The organism is Paraburkholderia sp. OAS925, from assembly GCF_040543975.1.
Lineage (GTDB): Bacteria > Pseudomonadota > Gammaproteobacteria > Burkholderiales > Burkholderiaceae > Paraburkholderia > Paraburkholderia graminis.
Genome location: NZ_JBEUNO010000001.1, coordinates 3,247,114 through 3,267,662, shown reverse-complemented (window position 1 = coordinate 3,267,662; position 20,549 = coordinate 3,247,114). Strand labels below are relative to the sequence as shown.

Here is a 20,549-nt window from a genome sequence, read left to right as displayed (position 1 = left end):
CGCATGCCACGTCTCGCGAATGCTCACGATTGTGGAGCGGTCAAGGTTCATTGACAATCACATCAACGATTGACAGACTGTCAAAATAACTTTGACAAAGGCCGGTCTCGTGGACGTCAATTCGCTAACCCTGCTGGTCGAGATACTCGACGCGGGCAACCTGAGCGAGGCCGCGCGGCGCCTGAAGATGAGCCGCGCGAACGTGAGCTATCACCTCAATCAGCTCGAGCGCTCGGTCGGCCTGCAACTCGTGCGGCGCACCACGCGCCGGGTCGAGGCCACGGAGATCGGTCTGCAGTTGTACGAACATGGCCGCGCGATTCAGAACGCGTTGCTGGCCGCGCGCGAATCGGTGACGACGCTCGGGCAAAGCCTGCAAGGGCGAGTGCGCCTCAGCGTGCCGAGCGGTTACGGTCAACTCGTGATGTCCGAGTGGCTGATCGGGTTCAAGCGCCTTTATCCTGGCATCGTGCTCGACGTGCTGTTCGAGAACCGCGTCGAAGACCTGATGCGCGACGAAGTGGACATCGCCGTGCGAGTGATGTCCGAGCCGCCGCAAAATCTCGTCGCGCGCGACATGGGAGCGGTGCGCTACGTTGCGTGCGCGTCGCGCGCCTTCGCCGATACGCATGGCATGCCGACGCAACTCGACGATCTGCGCACCACGCCGTTGATCACCGCCGCAGTGGTCGGCCGGCAATTGCGCGTTGCCGCGTATCTGCGCGACGAGCGCCACGAGGTGCTGCTGGAGCCGACCATCATCTCCGAGAACTTTCTGTTTTTGCGGCAGGCGGTGCTCGCGGGACTGGGCGTGGGCATCGTGCCCGACTATGTGGTGCATGACGATCTGCAACGCGGCGATGTCGTGACGACGCTCGACGAATGGCGCCTGAGCATCTTCGGCACCAACATGTATTTGCTATACATGCCGAACCGCCATCACACGCGCGCGGCGGCAACCTTCATCGAATTCATTCTGGAGCAGGCACGCGCGAGCGGAAGAGGCCGCGTCGCCTGAAGCGCGGTTTGCGGGTTAAAGACCATTGCGCATTCGCGCGCTTGCCGCGAGTATGCTGAGAAAAAGAGCGCGCACGCGCCGGCACGCAGCACGTCAAAACGTCAGGGGACACCAGAATGAAGCGGTCAAATGCATTGCTCGTCGTGCTCGCGGTTCTTGCATGCGCCGTTGCCGCGCTGCTGGTCGCGCGCTTACCGGGCGAGCAAGCCATTCGCCTCGCGGGCTATGCGGCCACGGCCGCGGTCGCGGCGCTGATCGGTTTCGTGATTCGCAGGCGCAATAGCCGCGCGCAGAAAGGCAAGCCCGCGGGATAACGCAGGGATAAGCGTCGCTCGAAGAAGGGTGCGGGAAAAGGCGCTCGCCGGAGGCCGCATTGCGCGTGCTACGATGCTTCGCTCATTGCGCAGCACGCCGGAGAATGAGATGCGCCCAGACACCGCCGACCGTTTCGATAATGAGTTCGCGCCTCGCATTGCCGAGGCCATCGCTGCGTGCTTCGCCACGACCGTGCATACGGAAGTGCTGCCGTATGGCGGTCCCGGTCGTCCGACACGACTTCGTATTCATGCGGCGCCGCTCGAGCACATCGCGCATTACGCGCATCCGTTGAATCTGTATCTGACGTGGGACAGCGACGAAATCGAGCGGCTCATGAAAGACGAAGGGCAGGCGCGTTTTGCGCGCTATCTGGCCGCGCTGCCTCGCAAGCTGCAGGCGTGGCGCCACGCGCGCGAACTCGATTTTTCGTCGCACACGCAGGCGGAGCCTGTGTCATTAATTGGCGGGCTCGACTTCGAGGCTTGAGCCCGCGCAGCTCACTTCCTGTCACTGATCGGCGGGCTCGACTTCGAAGCGTGAGCCCCGCGCAGTTCACTTCCTGAATGCCGCGCGTCTGCTCGTCGGCAGCCTGGGTGATCTCCGCGACGATGGTCGTCACGTTCGCGGCGTTGCTCACAGTGTCCGACCTCGCGATGCAGACGCAGCAGCAAAAACCCTCGGCGAAATAAAAAACGGCCACTGCATTTCTAATGCAGCGGCCGTTCGAGCTTGCCCGATTGACTACGCGATCACGCGCCCAGTGCAGGATCGCTCATGCTGCTCTTGCCGGTCTCCACATGGCCCGCGAAACGGCGCGCGAACAGCGGGTCGGTATCGACGGTGATCGACAGATCGTACCAGCCGTGCGCATTGCGAAGATCGAGATACAACTCGTCCGTATCGCCGCCGCGCACCACGCGTTTGATCGCGTGCTTCGGGTCGTACGCATTGACGATCGTGAACTTGCAATGCGCGCTGCCCACGTTTTCAAGGCGCAATTGCAGATTGCCGTTCGCGACGTCATAGCCTTCGAGTACTTCCGGACGAGCGATGTCCGAGCCGTCCCACCAGCTACGCGCAATCGGCCGGCCTGTAAAGCGGCGCAAGAAACCGTTCGGACCATGCACGGTGAAGTCGTAAGTACCGTCCACGTTCAGCGCGAACGCGTCCTGCAAGCGCTTGCCGGCTTCCACGGTGTACGTGCGCGGCGCGTCGGCGCTATTCGCTCGATACACCTGAAATACCGCGGCCGCGCTGCCCGTATTCACGAAGCGCATGGTCAGCGTTTTTTCCGCACCTTCGCCGTGGACGCGCACAAACATCTCATACGGCAACGCACGGGCAGGGCGCACGCCGGGTTCCTGGCGCGGCACGGCCTGTATCGCCGGCGGCAGCGGCACATAGTCCGGATGGCGGTTCTGATCGGCCGGCACATAAGCGCTCGTGCTCGGCAGGCTCGGGAACGCGTCGTTCGGGTTGCTGAAGTTGAACGCCGATGTCAGATCGCCGCACACCGCGCGACGCCACGGCGAAATGTTCAACTCGGCGAGATTGTGCTGCTCGCCAAAGCGCTGTTCGATGAAGCGGATCACCGACGTATGGTCGAACACCTGCGAGCACACGTAGCCGCCTTTGGACCACGGCGAGACGACGAGCATCGGCACACGCGGACCGAGACCGTAGGGCGCGGCAACGTTCTTCGCGTCGCCCGGATAAATCTCGTTGACGGTATCGACAGTGGAAAGACCGTCCGCGTTCGAGCTCGGCGCGCACGGCGGCACCATGTGGTCGAAGAAGCCGTCGTTCTCGTCGTAATTGATCAGGAGTACGGTCTTGCTCCACACATCGGGATTCGACGTGAGAATCTGCAACACCTGGTCGATGTACCACGCGCCGTAATTGGCGGGCCAGTTCGGGTGCTCGGAATAGGCTTCCGGTGCGACGATCCACGAGACTTGCGGCAGCGCGTTGTTCTGTACGTCGCGCTTCAGAACGTCGAAGTAGCCGTCGCCCTTCAATGCGTTGGTGCCCGTGCGCGCGTTGTCGTACAGCGGGTTGCCCGGCTGCGCGTTGCGGTACTGGTTGAAATAGAGCAACGAGTTGTCGCCGTAATTGCCGATGTACGGGTTTTGCGTCCAGCCCCACGAACCTTTGGCGTCGAGTCCCGTGCCGACGTCCTGATAGATCTTCCAGCTAATGCCGGCGTTTTGCAGCACTTCCGGGTATGTCGACCAGCCGTAGCCGAGCTCCGAATTGTCGATGACCGGTCCGCCGCCCGTGCCGTCGTTGCCCACGCCGCCCGCCCACATGTAGTAGCGGTTCGGGTCGGTCGGGCCCATCAGCGAGCAGTGGTACGCGTCGCAGATGGTGAACGCGTCGGCGAGCTGATAGTGGAACGGAATGTCCTCGCGCGTGAGGTAGGCCATCGTCGTCGCGCTTTTGGCGGGCACCCATTGATCGTAGCGGCCGCCGTTCCATGCGGCGTGCGTCGTGTTCCAGTCGTGTGCGAGGTCTTGCAGGAACTGCAGGCCGAGGTTCGGCGCGCTCGGGCGGAACGGCAGCACGTAGCCGGCATCGGCGGCGAGCGGCTGATACCACACCGGCTTGCCGTTCGGCAGGTTGACCGCGCGCGTGTCGCCGAAACCGCGCACGCCGCGCAGCGCGCCGAAGTAGTGGTCGAACGAGCGGTTTTCCTGCATCAGCACGACGATATGCTCGACGTCGCGGATCGTGCCCGTCTTGCTGTTCGCGGGAATCGCGAGCGCGTTGCGAATGCCGGCCGGCAACATGCTCAACGCGGTGAACGAGCCTGCGGCCTGCGCGGCCGAACGTAGAAAATCACGGCGGTTTTTTGAAGTCATGGTATGAGCCTGGGTGTCTTCAGTGGGAGCGCTCCACGCGGCGCGCAAGCATGAGCCGCGCGTCGCGTGAAACGCGGGACTCAGTCAACAGTATGGATCACGGGTGTGGCAAGCGGCGTCGGCGCGGCGGCGGACAATGCCACGTCGGCGTTTGGTGCGGGTAGTGCTGGGCTTTGAATCGTGACGGCGGCAGGCGCGGGCGATACGGAAGACGGATTCGCCGATAGCACCGGATTGGTGCCGTTATCGGCCGCGTTTGCAGCGGAGCTGGACTTGCTCATGTCGGCCGCGTTCGTGTCGTCGTTGCCGCAGGCGGTGAGCAGCGCGCAAAGCGGCAACGCCGTGAGCGCGATCGCCAAACGTTTGCGATGCAGGGCAATGCACGGCTTCCACAGAAAGGACATGGCGATGTCTCCAGCACGGGGAACGCGCGGGCATCGGTATGCCCAGCTCAGCGATGCAAGGAGAATAGCCGCTTACCTGTGTAACTTTTATGAAGTTTTGGAAATTTGAGGATTTGATGAATATTGGGGATTCGCCGTGGGACGACCGCACAGTAGCCGCGGCATAACAGCGGCATAACCGCGGCTACTGGTGTTCCGACACGAACGCGGCAATCACGTCGTTCAGCCGATCCGGCGCGTCGCGATGCGGCGAATGCCCGCACGCGTCGAGTCTTGCGAGTTGCGCATGCGGCACGTAGTCCTGGATCGTATCGATCTGCGCCATCGTGCCGTAGTTGTCGTCATGGCCTTGCACGGCGAGCAGCGGCTTGTCGATCGACGTGAGTTGCTCCGCAATCGACCATTGCCGGAAGGCCGGGTTTAGCCAGACATCGTTCCAGCCATAAAAAGCGGAATCGACGTCCGCGTGATAACGCGAGAGCTTGTCGCGCAGATCGGTGGTTTCGTAAAGCACCTTGGTCTGCGCAATGCTTTGCACGGACACGTCTTCCACGAACAGGTGCGGTGCGATGGCCACGGCACCGGCCAGCGCGTTGGGAAAAAGCGCCGCGTACAGCAACGCGATCGAGCCGCCGTCGCTATGGCCGATCACCCACATGCGCCGGCGTTCGCGCGTGTCGATGTGAAGCGCGTCGAGAAGCGCGGGCAGAACATCGCGCGCCTGGTCGGTCATGAAATGCATCGGCCATTTGACGTGATGCTCTCGCGGTGTCGACCTTCCGTAACCGGGACGCGAATACACGAGCCCACGCATGCCCAGACGCTCGCACAATGTTTGCGGCCAGTCGCGCCACATTGCAATCGAGCCGAGTCCTTCGTGTAGAAACACGGCGATGGGCGCCGCGTTCGCCGCAGCGTTAAGCCAACGATATTCGATGCGCAACGGCCCGTGCGACGCGGTAGCGGGCAGGTCGGCGAATTGACTGGCGGGCGTCTCGACAGCGGGATTCTGCATGTATCACCTTATGATATTTCGCGCAGCTTGAAGCGTTGAATCTTTCCAGTGGCGGTTTTCGGCAAGTCGTCGGCGAACACGATGTCGCGCGGGTACTTATGCGGCGCGAGCCGCTCTTTCACGAATGCCTTCAATTCGTCCGCCAGTATCTCAGAGGCCGCGAACTCGCGCTTCAATACGACGAACGCGCGTGTCTTCACGAGGCCGCCGTGATCGACGCCGACCACCGCCGCTTCGAGCACCGCGTCGTGCTGCACGAGCACCATTTCCACTTCGACCGGCGACACGTATTGACCGCTCACTTTCAGCATATCGTCGCTGCGGCCCGCATACACGTAGCAGCCGTTCGGCAGACGACAGTACTTGTCGCCACTGCGGATCCACTCGCCGAGAAACGTCGCGCGCGATTTTTCCCGGTTGCTCCAGTACATCAGCGCCGCGCTCGGTCCTTTGATGTAGAGGTCGCCCACTTCGCCGTCGCCGACCGCATGACCGGTCTCGTCGCGCAACTCCACTTCATAGCCGGGCACCGGGCGCCCCGTCGTGCCGTATTCGACCGCACCGGCGCGGTTCGACAGAAAGATATGCAGCATTTCGGTCGAGCCGATGCCGTCGAGAATCTCGCAGCCGAAGTGCTTCGTAAAGCGCTCGCCGATTTCGCGCGGCAACGCTTCGCCCGCCGATGTGCACACGCGCATCGCGACATCGTCGCGTGCGGGCAGATTCGGCGACACGAGCATGCTTGCGTAGAGCGTCGGCACGCCATAGAACACCGTCGGACGATGGCGCGTGAGACGGGCGAAGACGGCGTCGGCGGTAGGGCGCTCGGCCATCAGAATGGCGGTCGCGCCCACCGAAAGCGGAAAGGTCAACGCATTGCCGAGTCCGTATGCAAAGAACAGCTTGGCCGCGGAAAACACCACATCGCTTTCGACGATGCCGAGCACCGGCTTCGCATACAGTTCCGCGGTCCAGTAGAGGTTCGCGTGCGTGTGCACGGTGCCCTTCGGTTTGCCGGTCGAGCCCGATGAATACAGCCAGAAGGCGATGTCGTCGCAACCGGTTGCCGCGGGCTTCGCAGCGGGCGCGGCCGCGTCGATGAGCGCTTCCAACTCAGGCGCTGCCGCAAGCGGCGTGCTGTCGGCCGCGGCCGATGCGCGCGTCGAAACGATGAGCTGGCAGCCGTCGTGCTCGGCGGCCTCCATCGCTTGCGTGACGGTTGCCACGAGCGCGCTCGATGCGATCACCGCGCGCGCATGACTGTGCGTGAGCATGTACACATAATCGGCGGGCGTGAGCAGCGTGTTCGCGACGACCGGCACGACGCCGGCGTACAACGCGCCGAGAAACGCGATCGGCAGTGCAACGCTGTCGAGCATCACCAGCAGCACGCGCTCTTCGGGATGCACGCCGAGACCGCGCAACGCGGTCGCGAAGCGTCGCGCGCGTTCTTCGAGTTCGGCGTAGGTCGTGTTGCCGTTGTCGTCGATATAAGCGGTTTTCGCGGCGCGCGACGCGTTCAGCGCGAACAGATGAGCCGCGAAATTGAAGCGCGCGGGCGGCGGCTCGGCCGTCACGGCGGGCTGGCTCGCAGCCGGTTCGAACAGGGCTTCCATATGTCTCCTCCATCGAGTGGGGGCGGTCCGGCTGTTATGTGCTCATGATCCGCTGAATGCTTGCGTGCGCTAGCTGGTGCGTTGGGTCGTGCTCATTTGCGTGTCATGCTTAAAGATGTTCAGGCCGCGGGCAAATGAGTAATTTGCGCGAGTGCTTCAAGTGCCGTTGCCGATGCCTGAATAGCCGAGCGCCGATGATAAAAACCGAGCGCGCGCAGGCCACCGAGTTCTTCGCCGCCGCCCGCGCGGCCAGGTCCGCCGTGCAGCGACATCGGCATCACGTTGCCGTGGCCGGTCTGGCTCTGCTGCACCGAAGGCGATACGGCATGCACGCGCCCATGCGAATCGGCGAGTTCGAGAGCGAGCCTGCCGAGGTGGGCGTCGTCGTTCGAATAGATCGACGCGACGAGCGATCCCTGGCCACGTCGCGCGAGTGCCACTGCATGCGCTTCGGGCAAGCCGGATTCGCCCGCGTTCTGCACAACGCGATACGGCGCGACGCTCGCAACGGGGCCGAACACTTCGAGGTCATGCAACAGCGTCGCGTTATCCGGATCGTTGACCACGAACAGATGCGGCGCGATGCAAGCCGCGATAGTTGCATCGGCATCGATAAGCGGCGCGGACGAACCGTCATACGCGAGCATGGCTTCCTCGCGCAAAGCGGCGATGCCGGCCAGCACGTTCTCGTATTGCGCGCGGCTCACGAGCGAGCCCATGCGCACGGCGTCGTTGCGCGGATTGCCGACGGCCACTTTCGCGAGCTTCGTCTTTAGCGCATCGACCACAGCTTCGAGCATGTTCTCCGGCACGAACGCGCGCCGGATCGCCGTGCATTTTTGCCCGGATTTCACGGTCATTTCACGCGCGACTTCGTTGATGAAAAGCTGAAACGCGGGCGTGTCCGGTGTTGCATCCGCGCAGAGAATCGCGCTGTTCAAACTGTCCGCTTCGACGTTAAGCCGCGCGCCGCGCGCGACAAAAGCCGGATGCGCGCGCAACGTGGCGGCCGTTTCAGCCGAGCCGGTGAACGACACGACATCGAATGCCTGAATCTGATCGAGCAGCCCAGCCGAGCCGCCGCAAATCACCGAGAGCGCGCCGCGCGGCAGAATGCCTGCGTCCACGACATCGGCGACCATGCGTTGCGTGAGCCACGCCGTCGCGGTCGCGGGCTTGACGATGACGGGCACGCCCGACAGCAGCGCGGGCGCCGCTTTTTCCCACAAGCCCCACGACGGAAAATTGAACGCGTTGATAAAAAGCGCGACGCCGCGTGTGGGCGTCAGCACATGCTGAGCGCTGAACGACTGATCCTTGCTCAGCGCGCTTGTGTTGCCGTCGCGCAGCGCATGCACGTCGCCGAGCGACGCGCCGAGCTTCGCGTAATACGACAGCGTGAAAATGCCTCCGTCGATATCGACCGCCGAATCGTTGCGCGTCGTGCCCGAGTTTGCGATTGCGATCGCGTAGTAGTCGTCGCGCTTCGCCTGCAACAGCTTGACGATTTCGGCGAGACGCGCGGCGCGTTGCGCATAGGTCAGCGCGCGCAGCGCGGCGCCGGCCTCATCGCGGGCAAAGCGGAATGCGTGCGCGAGGTCGAGACCTTCGCTCGAGACGCGCACGAGCGCTTCGCCCGTCACCGGGTCGCTTAGCGTCACGCCTTCGCCGGCGCCCGCAACCCATTCGCCCGCGACATGGTTCTTCAATAGTTCGGTCATGGCAGCACTCACGCGGCGGTAAATTCGATTGCGCCTTGCGGCAGGAGATAAAGCACGAGCGCTTCGCCGTTCGCCACCGTCGGGCGATGCGCGGAACCCGGTTCGTAGACGCACCAGCCCGCAGGGTGGCCGTCGAAAGTCGCGCCTTCGGTGAGCGGCATGATCAGGTCGATCTCGCCGTGCGGATGAACGTGATGCGGACCGGCAATGTCTTTCATGTCGACGACGTCGACGGAAAAGCCGTGCGTGTCGGGCAGCGCCTTAAAGATGCGGCCGTAGCGAATGCCGCCGCCTTCGCGGTTGCAGAGCCAACCTTCGGCGACGCCGGCGCGGCAGGCGTCGGCGAGATCGCGAAACGTCTGACTGTCCGCGGGATACGTGACGTTGAGCCACGCGGCGAGGTCGGCGTTTAGCGGCCGGCCGGCCAGTTGCGCCGTGACCTGCGCGATAAGCCGCTGGAAATCGGATGGGGACATGCGAGCCTCCGGACTGTGCGCACGCACGTTAATGCATGTGACGCGCTGCGCGGTCTCCGTGACGCCGCGCGAAAAATCGCGGCAATCTTTGTAAGTGGATCAATGTTCGGCGAAAATTAACCGTTCACGAGGTGTGTGTCAAGCACTATAGTACATGTATCGTGGTTTGGAGGTATAAAAACATGAACCGGAATTACACTGAGTTGCCGCCCGGCGCCCGTCCACCCGATGCCGCCGACGACGAAGCCGGCCGCCCCGAGCGCGCCGAGCGCGGCGGCGAACGCGAGGAGCGCGACCCGTTCCTCACCGCGATGGGCGAACGCGTGCGTCTGTTACGCGCGCGGCGCGGCATGACCCGCAAGACGCTGGCGGCCGAAACGGGCTTGTCCGAGCGGCATCTCGCCAATCTCGAGTCGGGCGTCGGTAACGCGTCGGTGCTGGTGCTGCGGCAGATTGCGGCGACGCTGAACTGTCCGCTCGCCGAAGTGATCGGCGATGAAACCACGGCATCGGCGGAATGGCTGCTGATTCGCGAACTGCTGCACGGGCGCGACCAGGCCGCGTTGCAGCGCGCCCGCATCGCGCTCGCCGAGATGTTCGCGCAGGCGCCGCGCGACCCGCATCGCAAGGACCGGATCGCGCTGATCGGGCTGCGCGGCGCCGGCAAATCGACGCTCGGCCGGATGCTCGCGCAGGAGCGCAAGGTGCCGTTCGTGGAGCTGACGCGGGTCATCGAGCAGCTCGCCGGATGCCCGCCCGCGGAGATTCATTCGCTATACGGAGCGAGCGCTTACCGGCGCTACGAACACCGCGCGCTGGAGGCGGTGATCCAGGAACACGAGCGTGCGGTGATCGCGTCGCCGGGCGGACTCGTGTCGGAGTCCGGCACGTTCAACGCGCTCTTGTCGCACTGCTTTACGGTGTGGCTGCAAGCCACGCCGGAGGAGCATATGCGCCGGGTCGTCGCGCAGGGCGATTTGCGGCCCATGTCCGGCAACAAGGAGGCGATGGACGACCTGAAGCGGATTCTCACGGGGCGCAGCGAGCTGTACGGCCGGGCGGACATGACCTTCGACACGAGCGAGAAGACCTTGGCCGACGCCTATCTGCAACTGCGCGACCGGCTGGCCGCGAGGCTCGCCGCCGAAGCGCCGGACGAAGCACCAGCCGGTTGACGACTGCATTCGGCTTCGGGGTTTACTCGCACATACGCACTAAAGTGCTTTACATGGGTGTGACGATGCACTATTGTTCGATCAACAACTCGCATCGTCCAGTCAGGAGACGCCCATGTCCACAGCAGAAACCGCCATCGCGCCGGTCGACTACCGCACCGATCCCTCGCAATACAAGCATTGGAAGCTGAGCTTCAACGGCCCGGTGGCGACACTCGCTATCGACATCGCGGAAGACGGCGGCATTCGCGACGGCTACAAGCTGAAGCTGAATTCGTACGACCTTGGCGTCGACATCGAACTGCACGACGCCATCCAGCGCATCCGTTTCGAGCATCCGGAAGTCAAGACCGTCGTGTTGACGAGCCTGAAGGATCGCGTGTTCTGCTCGGGTGCGAACATCTTCATGCTCGGTCTTTCGTCGCATGCGTGGAAGGTCAACTTCTGCAAGTTCACGAACGAAACGCGTAACGGTCTCGAAGACTCGTCGCGCCATTCGGGGCTCAAGTTTCTTGCCGCGGTGAACGGCGCGTGCGCGGGCGGCGGTTACGAACTCGCGCTTGCCTGCGACGAAATCTATCTGGTCGACGACCGCTCGTCGTCGGTGTCGCTGCCGGAAGTGCCGCTGCTCGGCGTGCTTCCCGGCACTGGCGGCCTCACGCGCGTCACGGACAAGCGCCGCGTGCGCCACGATCGCGCCGACATCTTTTGCACGGTGGTGGAAGGCATTCGCGGCGAGCGCGCGAAGGCATGGCGTCTCGTCGATGAGGTCGTGAAGCCGAATCAGTTCGACGCGGCCATTCAGGCCCGCGCGCTCGAACTTGCCGCGCAAAGCGATCGTCCTTCCGACGCGCCGGGCGTGAAGCTGACGCGCATCGAGCGCACGGATCGCGAAGACGGCCTGACCTATCAAACGCTGGACGTGACGATCGACCGCGCGAAGCGCATCGCGACGTTCACCGCGAAAGCGCCGCAAACACAGCAGCCGACAACGACTGACGCGATTGTCGCCGCGGGCGCGAACTGGTGGCCGCTGCAATTCGCACGCGAACTCGACGACGCGATTCTCTCGATGCGCACCAACGAACTCGAAGTCGGCACGTGGGTGTTCCGCACCGAAGGCGACGCGCGCAATCTGCTCGCCGTGGATGCCGTGCTGCTGCAGCACAAGGATCACTGGTTCGTGCGCGAGACGATTGGCCTGTTGCGCCGCACGCTCGCGCGCATCGACGTGTCGTCGCGGTCGCTCTTCGCGTTGATCGAGCCGGGCTCGTGCTTCGCCGGCACGTTCGCGGAACTCGCGTTTGCCGCGGACCGTTCGTACATGGCCGCGCTGCCGAGCAACGAAGACGAGGAGCCGGCCATCACGCTGTCGGAAGTCAACTTCGGTCTCTATCCGATGGTCACGCATCAGTCGCGACTCGCACGCCGCTTTTATGAGGAAGCCGAACCAATCGACGCGGTGCGCTCGCTGATCGGTCAACCGGTCAAGCCGGTCGAGGCGGAGCGTCTTGGTCTCGTCACCGCGGCGCCGGACGACATCGACTGGGCCGACGAAATCCGCATTGCGCTGGAGGAACGCGCGGCGATGTCGCCGGACGCGCTGACCGGACTCGAAGCGAATCTGCGTTTCAACGGACCCGAAACGATGGAGACGCGTATCTTCGGCCGCCTCACCGCATGGCAGAACTGGATCTTCAATCGGCCGAACGCTGTGGGCGAGAAGGGCGCGCTCAAGGTGTACGGCAAGGGCAGCAAGGCGCAATTCGACGTCTCGCGCGTTTGACGCCCCGACGCGGGCCTCTCACCTTCAGCATCGCAAGGAACCGACCATGTCAACGATCAACTACAGCGAAAAGATTCCGAACAACGTCAACCTCGCCGACGACCGCGCGCTGCAACGCGCGCTCGAACAGTGGCAGCCGAACTTCCTGTCGTGGTGGGGCGACATGGGCCCGGAAGGCTCGCACGGCTACGACGTGTATCTGCGCACGGCAGTGAGCGTGGACGCGGGCGGCTGGGCGCATTTCGATCACGTGAAGATGCCGGACTACCGCTGGGGCATCTTCCTCACGCCGGGCGACCAGGACCGCAAGATTCATTTCGGCGAGCACAAGGGCGAGGCCGCGTGGCAGGACGTGCCCGGCGAGCATCGCGCGAATCTTCGGCGCATCATCGTGACGCAAGGCGACACGGAGCCCGCTTCCGTCGAGCAGCAACGGCACCTCGGCCTGACCGCGCCTTCCATGTACGACTTGCGCAACCTCTTTCAGGTCAACGTGGAAGAAGGGCGGCACCTGTGGGCGATGGTGTATCTGCTGCATCGCTACTTCGGCCGCGACGGTCGTGAGGAAGCCGAAGCATTGCTCGGCCGCCGTTCGGGCGACGAGGACAATCCCCGCATTCTGGGCGCGTTCAACGAAAAAACGCCGGACTGGCTCGCGTTCTACATGTTCACGTATTTCACCGACCGCGACGGCAAGTTCCAGCTTTCCGCGCTCGCGGAATCGGGCTTCGATCCGCTCGCGCGCACCACGAAGTTCATGCTGACCGAAGAAGCGCATCACATGTTCGTCGGCGAATCGGGCGTGTCCCGCGTGATTCAGCGCACCGCGCAGGTGATGAACGAACTCGGCACCGACGACGTCGCAAAGATCCGCGCTGCAGGCGTGATCGATCTGCCGACCATTCAGCGCTATCTGAACTTCCATTACTCGGTGACGATCGACCTGTTCGGCGCGGATCATTCGTCGAACGCGGCCACGTTCTACAGTTCGGGCCTCAAGGGCCGCTATGAGGAAGGCAAGCGCGACGACGATCATCAATTGAGCGGGCAGAGCTACAAACTGCTCGACGTGCAGGACGGCAAGCTGGTCGAACGCGAAGTGCCGATGCTCAATGCAATGAACGAAGTGCTGCGCGACGATTACATCAAGGATTCCGTGGCGGGCGTGGCGCGCTGGAACAAGGTGCTTGAAAAGGCCGGCATCGACTTTCGCATGACCGTGCCGCACAAGGCGTTCAACCGGCAGATCGGCACCTTTTCCCGGCACGCGCGTGTCGCCCGACGGCCGCGTGGTCAGCGAGACGGAGTGGGCTGCGAACGAAGCAAAGTGGCTCGCCACGCCGGAAGATCGCGCGTTCGTTGCTTCGCTGATGGGGCGCGTGGTCGAGCCCGGCAAGTTCGCGAACTGGATTGCGCCGCCTGCGATGGGCGTGAACCGTCAGCCGGTCGATTTCGAGTACGTGCGCTTTAACTGAACGGACGCAAAGTAACGCGAAGTACGCGCGGCATCAACCAGGCGCGGCGCGCCCGTGCAGCACTACATGGTGGAGGAAGTCATGAACGGCCCAGTGTCGATCGAGGTTCTCAGGCAGCATCTGATCGATCCGGAAATCTGCATTCGCTGCAACACCTGCGAAGAGACCTGTCCGATCGACGCGATCACGCACGACGACAACAACTACGTCGTGAAGGCGGATGTCTGCAACGGCTGCATGGCTTGCGTGCCGCCGTGTCCGACAGGCGCGATCGACAACTGGCGCACCGTGCTGAAGGCCGACGCGTATCCGATCGAAGAGCAATTCACGTGGGACGTATTGCCCGAGCAGAACACGATGGCGGTGCCTGCCGCCGACGAATCGCCCACCGCGGGCACGGCTAACGATGCCGCGGCAGACGCAAGCGGCATCGAAGTGGATACCGTTCGCGGCTCGGTCGTGCCGCCGTGGTCCGCTGCGAAGCCGTACGTGAATCTCTACACGCACAAAGCGCCGACCACCGCGACCGTGGTCGGCAATTACCGGCTCACGGACGCATCGACGGAAAGCGACATCCATCACATTGTGCTGGATTTCGGATCGATGCCGTTTCCTGTGCTCGAAGGCCAGTCGATCGGCGTGCTGCCGCCGGGCGCGACCGCCGACGGCCGTCCGCATCACGCGCGCCAGTATTCGATTGCGAGTCCGCGCGACGGCGAGCGGCCCGGCTACAACAACGTTTCGCTGACCGTGAAGCGCGTCTCGCAACAGCATGGCGATTCGATCGACGGCGTCTGCTCGAACTATCTGTGCGACCTGAAAAAGGGCGACGCGGTGACGGTAATCGGTCCGTTCGGCGGCACCTTCCTGATGCCGAACCATCCGAACTCGCATCTGCTGATGATCTGCACGGGCACCGGCTCGGCACCGATGCGCGCGATGACCGAGTACCGCCGGCGCCGTCGCCTGAAGGGCGCGACCGGCAAACTGATGCTGTTCTTTGGCGCGCGAACCAAGGAGGAATTGCCTTACTTCGGGCCGCTAACTAATTTGCCGAAGGACTTTATCGACACCAATCTGGCGTTTTCGCGCACGCCGGGTCAGCCGAAGCGCTATGTGCAGGACGCCATGCGTGAGCGTGCGGTCGACGTCGCGCATCTGCTGAAGGACGACAACACGCATGTCTATGTGTGCGGCCTGAAGGGCATGGAAGACGGCGTGCTGCAAGCGCTCAAGGAGATTGGCGAGCAGCATCAGATGGATTGGGACGCGCTGTGGGCGAGGCTCAAAAAAGAAGGGCGCCTGCATCTGGAGACGTATTGATTCAGGCCAGCCAAAGAAAAAGCCCTATCTTGAAGGGTCCGCGCCTTCTTCGCGCTGTGCGGGCGACACCGCGCCGCACGCGCGAATCACAAGCTGTACGACTTCTTCGGTCGTCGCCTCGAATGACTTCTTCGTCAACGCGCGCTTGCCTTTGAGCGCGCGAATCTGCGCGTCGAAATCGGCGTAGTGCTGCGTGGTCGCCCAGATCATGTACATCAGTGTGCGCGCATCGACGGGCGCCAGCAGTCCTCGCGCAATCCAGTCGTCGATCACCTTCACGCGCGTATCGAGCCACGGCTTGACTCGCTCAGTGAGGATGTCTTCCATGTGCTCCGCGCCGTGGATGATCTCGCTCGCCCACACCTTCGAGCCGAGCGGACGCCGGCGCGACAGTTCCATTTTCGCGCGCACGTATCCGCCGATTGCATCGACGGGGTCGTCGCTGCATTCGAATGTATCGGCCGCGCGATGCCAGTCTTCGAACAGATCTTCGAGCACTCGCCGGTAGAGCGCGAGCTTGGTCGGGAAGTAGTAATGCACGTTGGCTTTCGGTAAGCCTGCGCGCTCGGCGATCATCGCAGTGCTCGCGCCGTCCAGTCCGCGCTCGGCGAAAACCGCCTCCGCACACGCCAGAAGATGCGCTTCATTCGACTCACGAATGTGCGCCTTGCGCCGCCGCAAAGGCGCGCGTGTTTCGTCGTTTTGCGTGATACCCGCAGCCACGTCGTCGTCTCTCATGTTTGCCTTCGGCGGCATGCGTGCCGCGCCGCGCTTCATTCTAGTCGCTCGACGCCGCGCTCACACGCGTATTTGTCACGCGATGCCGCTTCGTGCTGCAACGCAATGGCACGCTTCTCGCTCTCTTTGTCTCCGTGCGAAAGGCATTGATTTGGCGATGTTAATCGTCTACAACCTGTCCAACTGGACAGGATTGAACGAGCGGGGCGCGCATTAGGGTTAGCCCTTGTTCCCGGAGCCAAAGGGCGTATCGAATTTCGCACCGCGACCGTGCGGACACGCCCCATAAAGGCCAACAAATCCGCCGCCGATGCACCAGTTTCATGTCGGTTCACCGAAAGGAGCGAGACGAATGAACGCGGTTACTGAAGCGCTGAAGGGCGCCCCGAAGGCCACTGTCGCCGCGAACGCGGAACAGGTCACGTCGATAAAGGTCGATGGCAAACGTCTATGGGACAGCCTGATGACGATGGCGAAAATCGGCGCAACGCCCAAAGGCGGCGTATGCCGTCTTGCGCTGACCGATCTCGACAAGGAAGGGCGCGACCTGATAGTTAGCTGGGCGAAACAAGCCGGCTGCTCGGTCAGCGTCGATCAGATGGGCAACGTCTTCATGCGCCGCGCCGGGCGCAATCCGGACGCGCTGCCGGTCATGACCGGCTCGCATGCCGATTCGCAGCCGACGGGCGGACGCTTCGACGGCATCTACGGCGTGCTTGGCGGTCTCGAAGTGATTCGTAGCTTGAACGATCACGGCATCGAGACCGAACATCCTGTTGAAGTCGTGATCTGGACCAACGAGGAAGGCTCGCGTTTCGCGCCGGCGATGGTGGCGTCGGGCGTGTTTGCGGGCGTGTTTCCGCTCGAGTACGGTCTGTCGCGCAAGGACGTGGACGGCAAGACGATCGGCGAGGAGTTGCAGCGTATCGGCTATGCCGGCGATGTGCCGTGCGGCGGCCGTCAGTTGCATGCGGCGTTCGAACTGCATATCGAGCAGGGGCCCATTCTCGAAGCCGAGCAGAAAACCATAGGCGTCGTGACGGACGCGCAAGGCCAGCGCTGGTATGAAATCACGCTGACCGGGCAGGAAGCGCATGCGGGTCCGACGCCGATGCCGCGGCGGCGCGATGCGTTGCTGGGCGCGTCGCGCGTCGTCGATCTCGTCAATCGCATTGGGCTCGACAACGCGCCGCTCGCGTGCGCGACGGTCGGCATGATGCAGGTGCATCCGAACTCGCGCAACGTCATTCCAGGCCGCGTGTTCTTTACCGTCGACTTCCGTCATCCCGAAGATGCGGTGCTAGCAAAAATGGATGCCGCGTTGCGCGAAGGCGTCGCGCGAATTGCGAGCGGCATTGGCCTCGAAACAGAACTCGAGCAGATCTTTTATTACGCGCCGGTCGCCTTCGACGAAGCCTGCGTGAAGTCCGTGCGCGCGGCGGCCGAGCGCATTGGTTATTCGCATCGCGACATGGTGTCCGGCGCGGGCCACGACGCCTGTTATCTCGCGCAGGTCGCGCCGACTTCGATGGTGTTCGTGCCGTGCGTCGACGGCATCAGCCACAACGAAATCGAGGACGCCACCTTCGAATGGATCGAGGCGGGCGCGAATGTGTTGCTGCACGCGATGCTCGAGCGCGCATGCGAGCCGGTTTCGTAGCGCGTCGGAATTTGCTTTAGCTGCTTTACCGCAGTGCCAGACAAAACACGCCGTGCGGGCTTCGCTCATGCGAGTGCCGACAGATGCGGCTGCGTCCTCACATCGACAGAAGGAACGTGTATGGCCATCAAGCAAACCGGCGACATCGCCGCGCGGCGCCTGTCGCCCGAACAGCTCTCCTGCGAGTTCTCCGACATTGCGCCGTTGCTCGACGCGAGTGCCGCCGCGGCTGCTGCGAGCCGCTGTCACTACTGCTATGACGCGCCATGCGTGAACGCGTGCCCGACGCAGATCGACATTCCCAGCTTCATTCGCAAGATCGGCAACGGCAATCTGAAGGGCGCAGCCGTGGATATTCTGTCGGCCAATCCATTAGGCGGCATGTGCGCGCGCGTCTGTCCGACCGAGATCCTTTGCGAAGGCGCTTGCGTGCGCAACCATCAGGACGCGAAGCCCGTGGCGATCGGCGCGCTGCAACGTCATGCAACCGACTGGGCGATGGCGCGCGGCGAAGCACTCTTCACGCGCGCACCGGAGACCGGCCGGCATGTTGCTGTGATCGGCGCGGGCCCGGCGGGACTCGCATGCGCGCATCGCCTCGCGCTCGCCGGCCACAACGTGACGATCTACGACGCGCACGAAAAGGCCGGCGGCCTGAACGAATACGGCATTGCGGCGTATAAGACCGTCGACGATTTCGCGCAGCGCGAGGTCGAGTGGCTGTGCTCGGTGGGCGGCATCGAGATCAGGCACGGCGTTGCGCTCGGCCGCGACGTGCAACTCGATGCACTGCGCAATCAATACGATGCAGTGTTCCTCGCGATCGGTCTCACCGGCGTTCGCGCGCTCGCGATGGCGGGCGAGGACCTGAGCGGCGTGATGAACGCCGTCGACTTTATCGAAGCGCTTCGCAGCGCGCGCGACTTCGGCACGGTGCCGGTAGGCCGCCGCGTCGTCGTGATCGGCGGGGGCAATACGGCGGTCGATGCGGCAGTGCAAAGCCGCAAGCTCGGCGCGGCCTCGGTGACGATGGTGTATCGGCGCGGCGTCGAATCGATGAGCGCGACGTGGGCCGAGCGCGACTTCGCGCAGACCAACGGCGTGACGCTCCTCACGCATGCAACGCCGCTGCGCTTGATCGGCGAGAACGGTGTGGTGACCGGCGTCGAGTTCGAACGAAGCTTCAACACCGGTGACGCGGAGCGCTTCGTGATCGAGGCCGACATGGTGCTGAAGGCAATTGGTCAGACGCTCGTGCCCGCAGGCATAGCACGCGAACTGCTGACGCTCGACGGCGGCCGCATTGCCGTCGATGCAAACGGCCAGACCTCGCTCGCGGGCGTGTGGGCCGGCGGCGATTGCGCGGCCACGGGCGGCATCGATTTGACTGTGCAAGCCGTGCAGGACGGCAAGCTCGCCGCCGAAGCCATACACGCTCAATTCGCGCGCGCCGACATCAAGGCCGCCTAGCGCGCATTGTCGCTAGCAACGAGTCACATAAATAGCAGCCGTCCCCAAGGAGCCGAACATGGCCGATCTGCGCTGTACGATTGCCGGCATTACTTCGCCGAATCCTTTCTGGCTCGCTTCCGCGCCGCCGACCGACAAAGCCTATAACGTGAACCGCGCGTTCGAAGCAGGTTGGGGCGGCGTGGTGTGGAAGACGCTCGGCCTCGATCCGCACGTGGTCAACGTGAGTTCGCGCTATGGCGCCGTGCAATGGAACGGCCAGCGCATCGCGGGCTTGAACAACATCGAGTTGATTACCGACCGTCCGCTTGACGTCAATCTGCGTGAGATCGCGCAGGTCAAGCGCGACTGGCCCGAGCGCGCAATGATCGTGTCGCTGATGGTGCCGTGCAACGAGCGCGACTGGAAATGGATTCTGCCGCTCGTCGAAGACACCGGCGCCGATGCGGTCGAATTGAATTTCGGCTGTCCGCATGGCATGAGCGAACGTGGAATGGGCGCGGCCGTCGGTCAGGTGCCCGAGTACATCGAGATGGTCACGCGCTGGGTGAAGGAGGGCACGAAGCTGCCGTGCCTCGTGAAGCTCACGCCGAACATCACCGATATTCGCGTGGGTTCGCGCGCGGCCTACAAGGGCGGCGCGGACGGCGTGTCGTTGATCAACACGATCAACTCGATTGTCGCCGTCGATCTCGACGCGATGTCGCCGTTGCCGATGGTCGACGGCAAGGGCACGCACGGCGGTTACTGCGGCCCGGCGGTGAAGCCGATTGCACTGAACATGGTCGCCGAAATCGCGCGCGATACAGAAACGCCGAACCTGCCGATCTCGGGCATCGGCGGCATTTCGACGTGGCGCGATGCCGCCGAATTCATGGTGCTGGGCGCGGGCAGCGTGCAGGTGTGCACGGCGGCCATGCACTACGGCTTTCGCATCGTGACCGATCTCGCCGACGGCCTATCGAACTGGATGGATGAAAAAGGCTACGCCACGCTCGACGATATTCGCGGCCGTGCGGTGCCCAACGTGACTGACTGGAAGTACCTGAATCTCAACTACAGCATCAAGGCGCGCATCGATCAGGACAAGTGCATCAAATGCGGCCTGTGCCATATCGCGTGCGAAGACACCGCGCACCAGGCGATCACAAAAGAAAAAGATGGCGTCCGGCATTTTGAAGTGGTGGACTCCGAATGTGTCGGCTGCAATCTGTGCATGCACGTGTGTCCGGTCGAGCAATGCATCACGATGGAGCGCGTGGACAGCGGCGAGTATGCGAACTGGACCACGCATCCGAACAATCCGGCGCGCGTGAACGCGGCACAGAGCGAAGCGCAGGAAGCCGCTGCGAGCGCGGAACCGGCGCACGCAGCGAAAGCAGCCTGAAACAAGGGTTTTTTGTCGTTGCGCAGTGTTTGTACATAAGCCGTGTTTCCCTTTAACGCCCGACGCGTTCACAGAAACGCGCGGGCTTCGACGATCAAGTGGAGAT

General features: G+C 63.3%; 16 protein-coding genes and 1 pseudogene. 10 read left to right on the top strand and 7 right to left on the bottom strand.

Annotation, left to right across the window (positions count from 1 at the left end; genetic code table 11):
* Positions 1-109: 109 nt before the first annotated feature.
* The 3 genes from ABIE53_RS14205 to ABIE53_RS14195 all read left to right on the top strand — a co-directional run bounded on the left by ABIE53_RS14205 (position 110) and on the right by ABIE53_RS14195 (position 1,822).
* A complete protein-coding gene (locus ABIE53_RS14205) occupies positions 110-1,018 on the top strand; it encodes a LysR family transcriptional regulator (RefSeq protein WP_006052513.1) in 909 nt (302 codons plus the stop codon).
* Positions 1,019-1,134: 116 nt separating this feature from the next.
* Positions 1,135-1,332: a hypothetical protein gene (locus ABIE53_RS14200; RefSeq protein ID WP_114156282.1), complete on the top strand. Its 198-nt coding sequence runs from the start codon at positions 1,135-1,137 to the stop codon at positions 1,330-1,332.
* A 109-nt stretch (positions 1,333-1,441) separates the two neighbouring features.
* A complete protein-coding gene (locus tag ABIE53_RS14195; RefSeq protein ID WP_029967613.1) occupies positions 1,442-1,822 on the top strand; it encodes a DUF5594 family protein in 381 nt (126 codons plus the stop codon).
* 263 nt (positions 1,823-2,085) lie between these two features.
* Here ABIE53_RS14195 and ABIE53_RS14190 read toward each other — a convergent pair whose 3' ends face one another.
* From ABIE53_RS14190 to ABIE53_RS14165, 6 genes are all read right to left on the bottom strand, one after another.
* A complete protein-coding gene (locus ABIE53_RS14190; RefSeq protein ID WP_114156281.1) occupies positions 2,086-4,197 on the bottom strand; it encodes a phosphocholine-specific phospholipase C in 2,112 nt (703 codons plus the stop codon).
* Between the two features lie 80 nt (positions 4,198-4,277).
* Positions 4,278-4,601, bottom strand: coding sequence for a hypothetical protein (locus ABIE53_RS14185; protein WP_114156280.1), 324 nt, complete (start codon positions 4,599-4,601; stop codon positions 4,278-4,280).
* A gap of 184 nt (positions 4,602-4,785) precedes the next feature.
* On the bottom strand, positions 4,786-5,616 hold the full coding sequence (locus ABIE53_RS14180; protein ID WP_114156279.1) for an alpha/beta fold hydrolase: 831 nt from the start codon (positions 5,614-5,616) through the stop codon (positions 4,786-4,788).
* 8 nt (positions 5,617-5,624) lie between these two features.
* A complete protein-coding gene (locus ABIE53_RS14175; protein WP_114156278.1) occupies positions 5,625-7,232 on the bottom strand; it encodes a benzoate-CoA ligase family protein in 1,608 nt (535 codons plus the stop codon).
* Between the two features lie 119 nt (positions 7,233-7,351).
* Positions 7,352-8,953 (bottom strand): 3,4-dehydroadipyl-CoA semialdehyde dehydrogenase, encoded by a 1,602-nt coding sequence (locus ABIE53_RS14170; protein WP_114156277.1) that lies wholly within the window; start codon positions 8,951-8,953, stop codon positions 7,352-7,354.
* 8 nt (positions 8,954-8,961) lie between these two features.
* On the bottom strand, positions 8,962-9,429 hold the full coding sequence (locus ABIE53_RS14165; RefSeq protein ID WP_053858489.1) for a DUF4863 family protein: 468 nt from the start codon (positions 9,427-9,429) through the stop codon (positions 8,962-8,964).
* Between the two features lie 182 nt (positions 9,430-9,611).
* Between ABIE53_RS14165 and ABIE53_RS14160 the strand changes: the two genes are divergently transcribed.
* The 4 genes and pseudogenes from ABIE53_RS14160 (at position 9,612) to boxA (ending at position 15,188) form a co-directional block, all read left to right on the top strand.
* On the top strand, positions 9,612-10,604 hold the full coding sequence (locus tag ABIE53_RS14160) for a helix-turn-helix transcriptional regulator (RefSeq protein ID WP_029967599.1): 993 nt from the start codon (positions 9,612-9,614) through the stop codon (positions 10,602-10,604).
* A gap of 115 nt (positions 10,605-10,719) precedes the next feature.
* Complete coding sequence (boxC, locus tag ABIE53_RS14155) at positions 10,720-12,390, top strand: 2,3-epoxybenzoyl-CoA dihydrolase (RefSeq protein ID WP_006052524.1); 1,671 nt, start codon at positions 10,720-10,722, stop codon at positions 12,388-12,390.
* A gap of 46 nt (positions 12,391-12,436) precedes the next feature.
* A pseudogene (gene boxB / locus ABIE53_RS14150) lies at positions 12,437-13,865 on the top strand (benzoyl-CoA 2,3-epoxidase subunit BoxB).
* An 81-nt stretch (positions 13,866-13,946) separates the two neighbouring features.
* Complete coding sequence (boxA, locus tag ABIE53_RS14145; protein ID WP_006052526.1) at positions 13,947-15,188, top strand: benzoyl-CoA 2,3-epoxidase subunit BoxA; 1,242 nt, start codon at positions 13,947-13,949, stop codon at positions 15,186-15,188.
* A gap of 24 nt (positions 15,189-15,212) precedes the next feature.
* Here the strand turns inward: boxA and ABIE53_RS14140 are convergent, their stop codons facing one another.
* Complete coding sequence (locus ABIE53_RS14140) at positions 15,213-15,926, bottom strand: TetR/AcrR family transcriptional regulator (protein ID WP_114156722.1); 714 nt, start codon at positions 15,924-15,926, stop codon at positions 15,213-15,215.
* A 352-nt stretch (positions 15,927-16,278) separates the two neighbouring features.
* On the opposite strand from ABIE53_RS14140, the gene ABIE53_RS14135 reads away from it, so the two are divergent.
* The 3 genes from ABIE53_RS14135 to preA all read left to right on the top strand — a co-directional run bounded on the left by ABIE53_RS14135 (position 16,279) and on the right by preA (position 20,443).
* Positions 16,279-17,586, top strand: a complete 1,308-nt coding sequence (locus tag ABIE53_RS14135; RefSeq protein ID WP_181324794.1) for a Zn-dependent hydrolase — start codon at positions 16,279-16,281, stop codon at positions 17,584-17,586.
* A gap of 120 nt (positions 17,587-17,706) precedes the next feature.
* Positions 17,707-19,056 carry an NAD(P)-dependent oxidoreductase gene (locus ABIE53_RS14130; RefSeq protein ID WP_114156274.1) on the top strand — a complete coding sequence of 450 codons (1,350 nt, stop codon included), beginning with the start codon at positions 17,707-17,709 and terminating at the stop codon, positions 19,054-19,056.
* Positions 19,057-19,114: 58 nt separating this feature from the next.
* On the top strand, positions 19,115-20,443 hold the full coding sequence (preA, locus tag ABIE53_RS14125; RefSeq protein WP_114156273.1) for an NAD-dependent dihydropyrimidine dehydrogenase subunit PreA: 1,329 nt from the start codon (positions 19,115-19,117) through the stop codon (positions 20,441-20,443).
* The last annotated feature ends 106 nt before the right edge of the window (positions 20,444-20,549 follow it).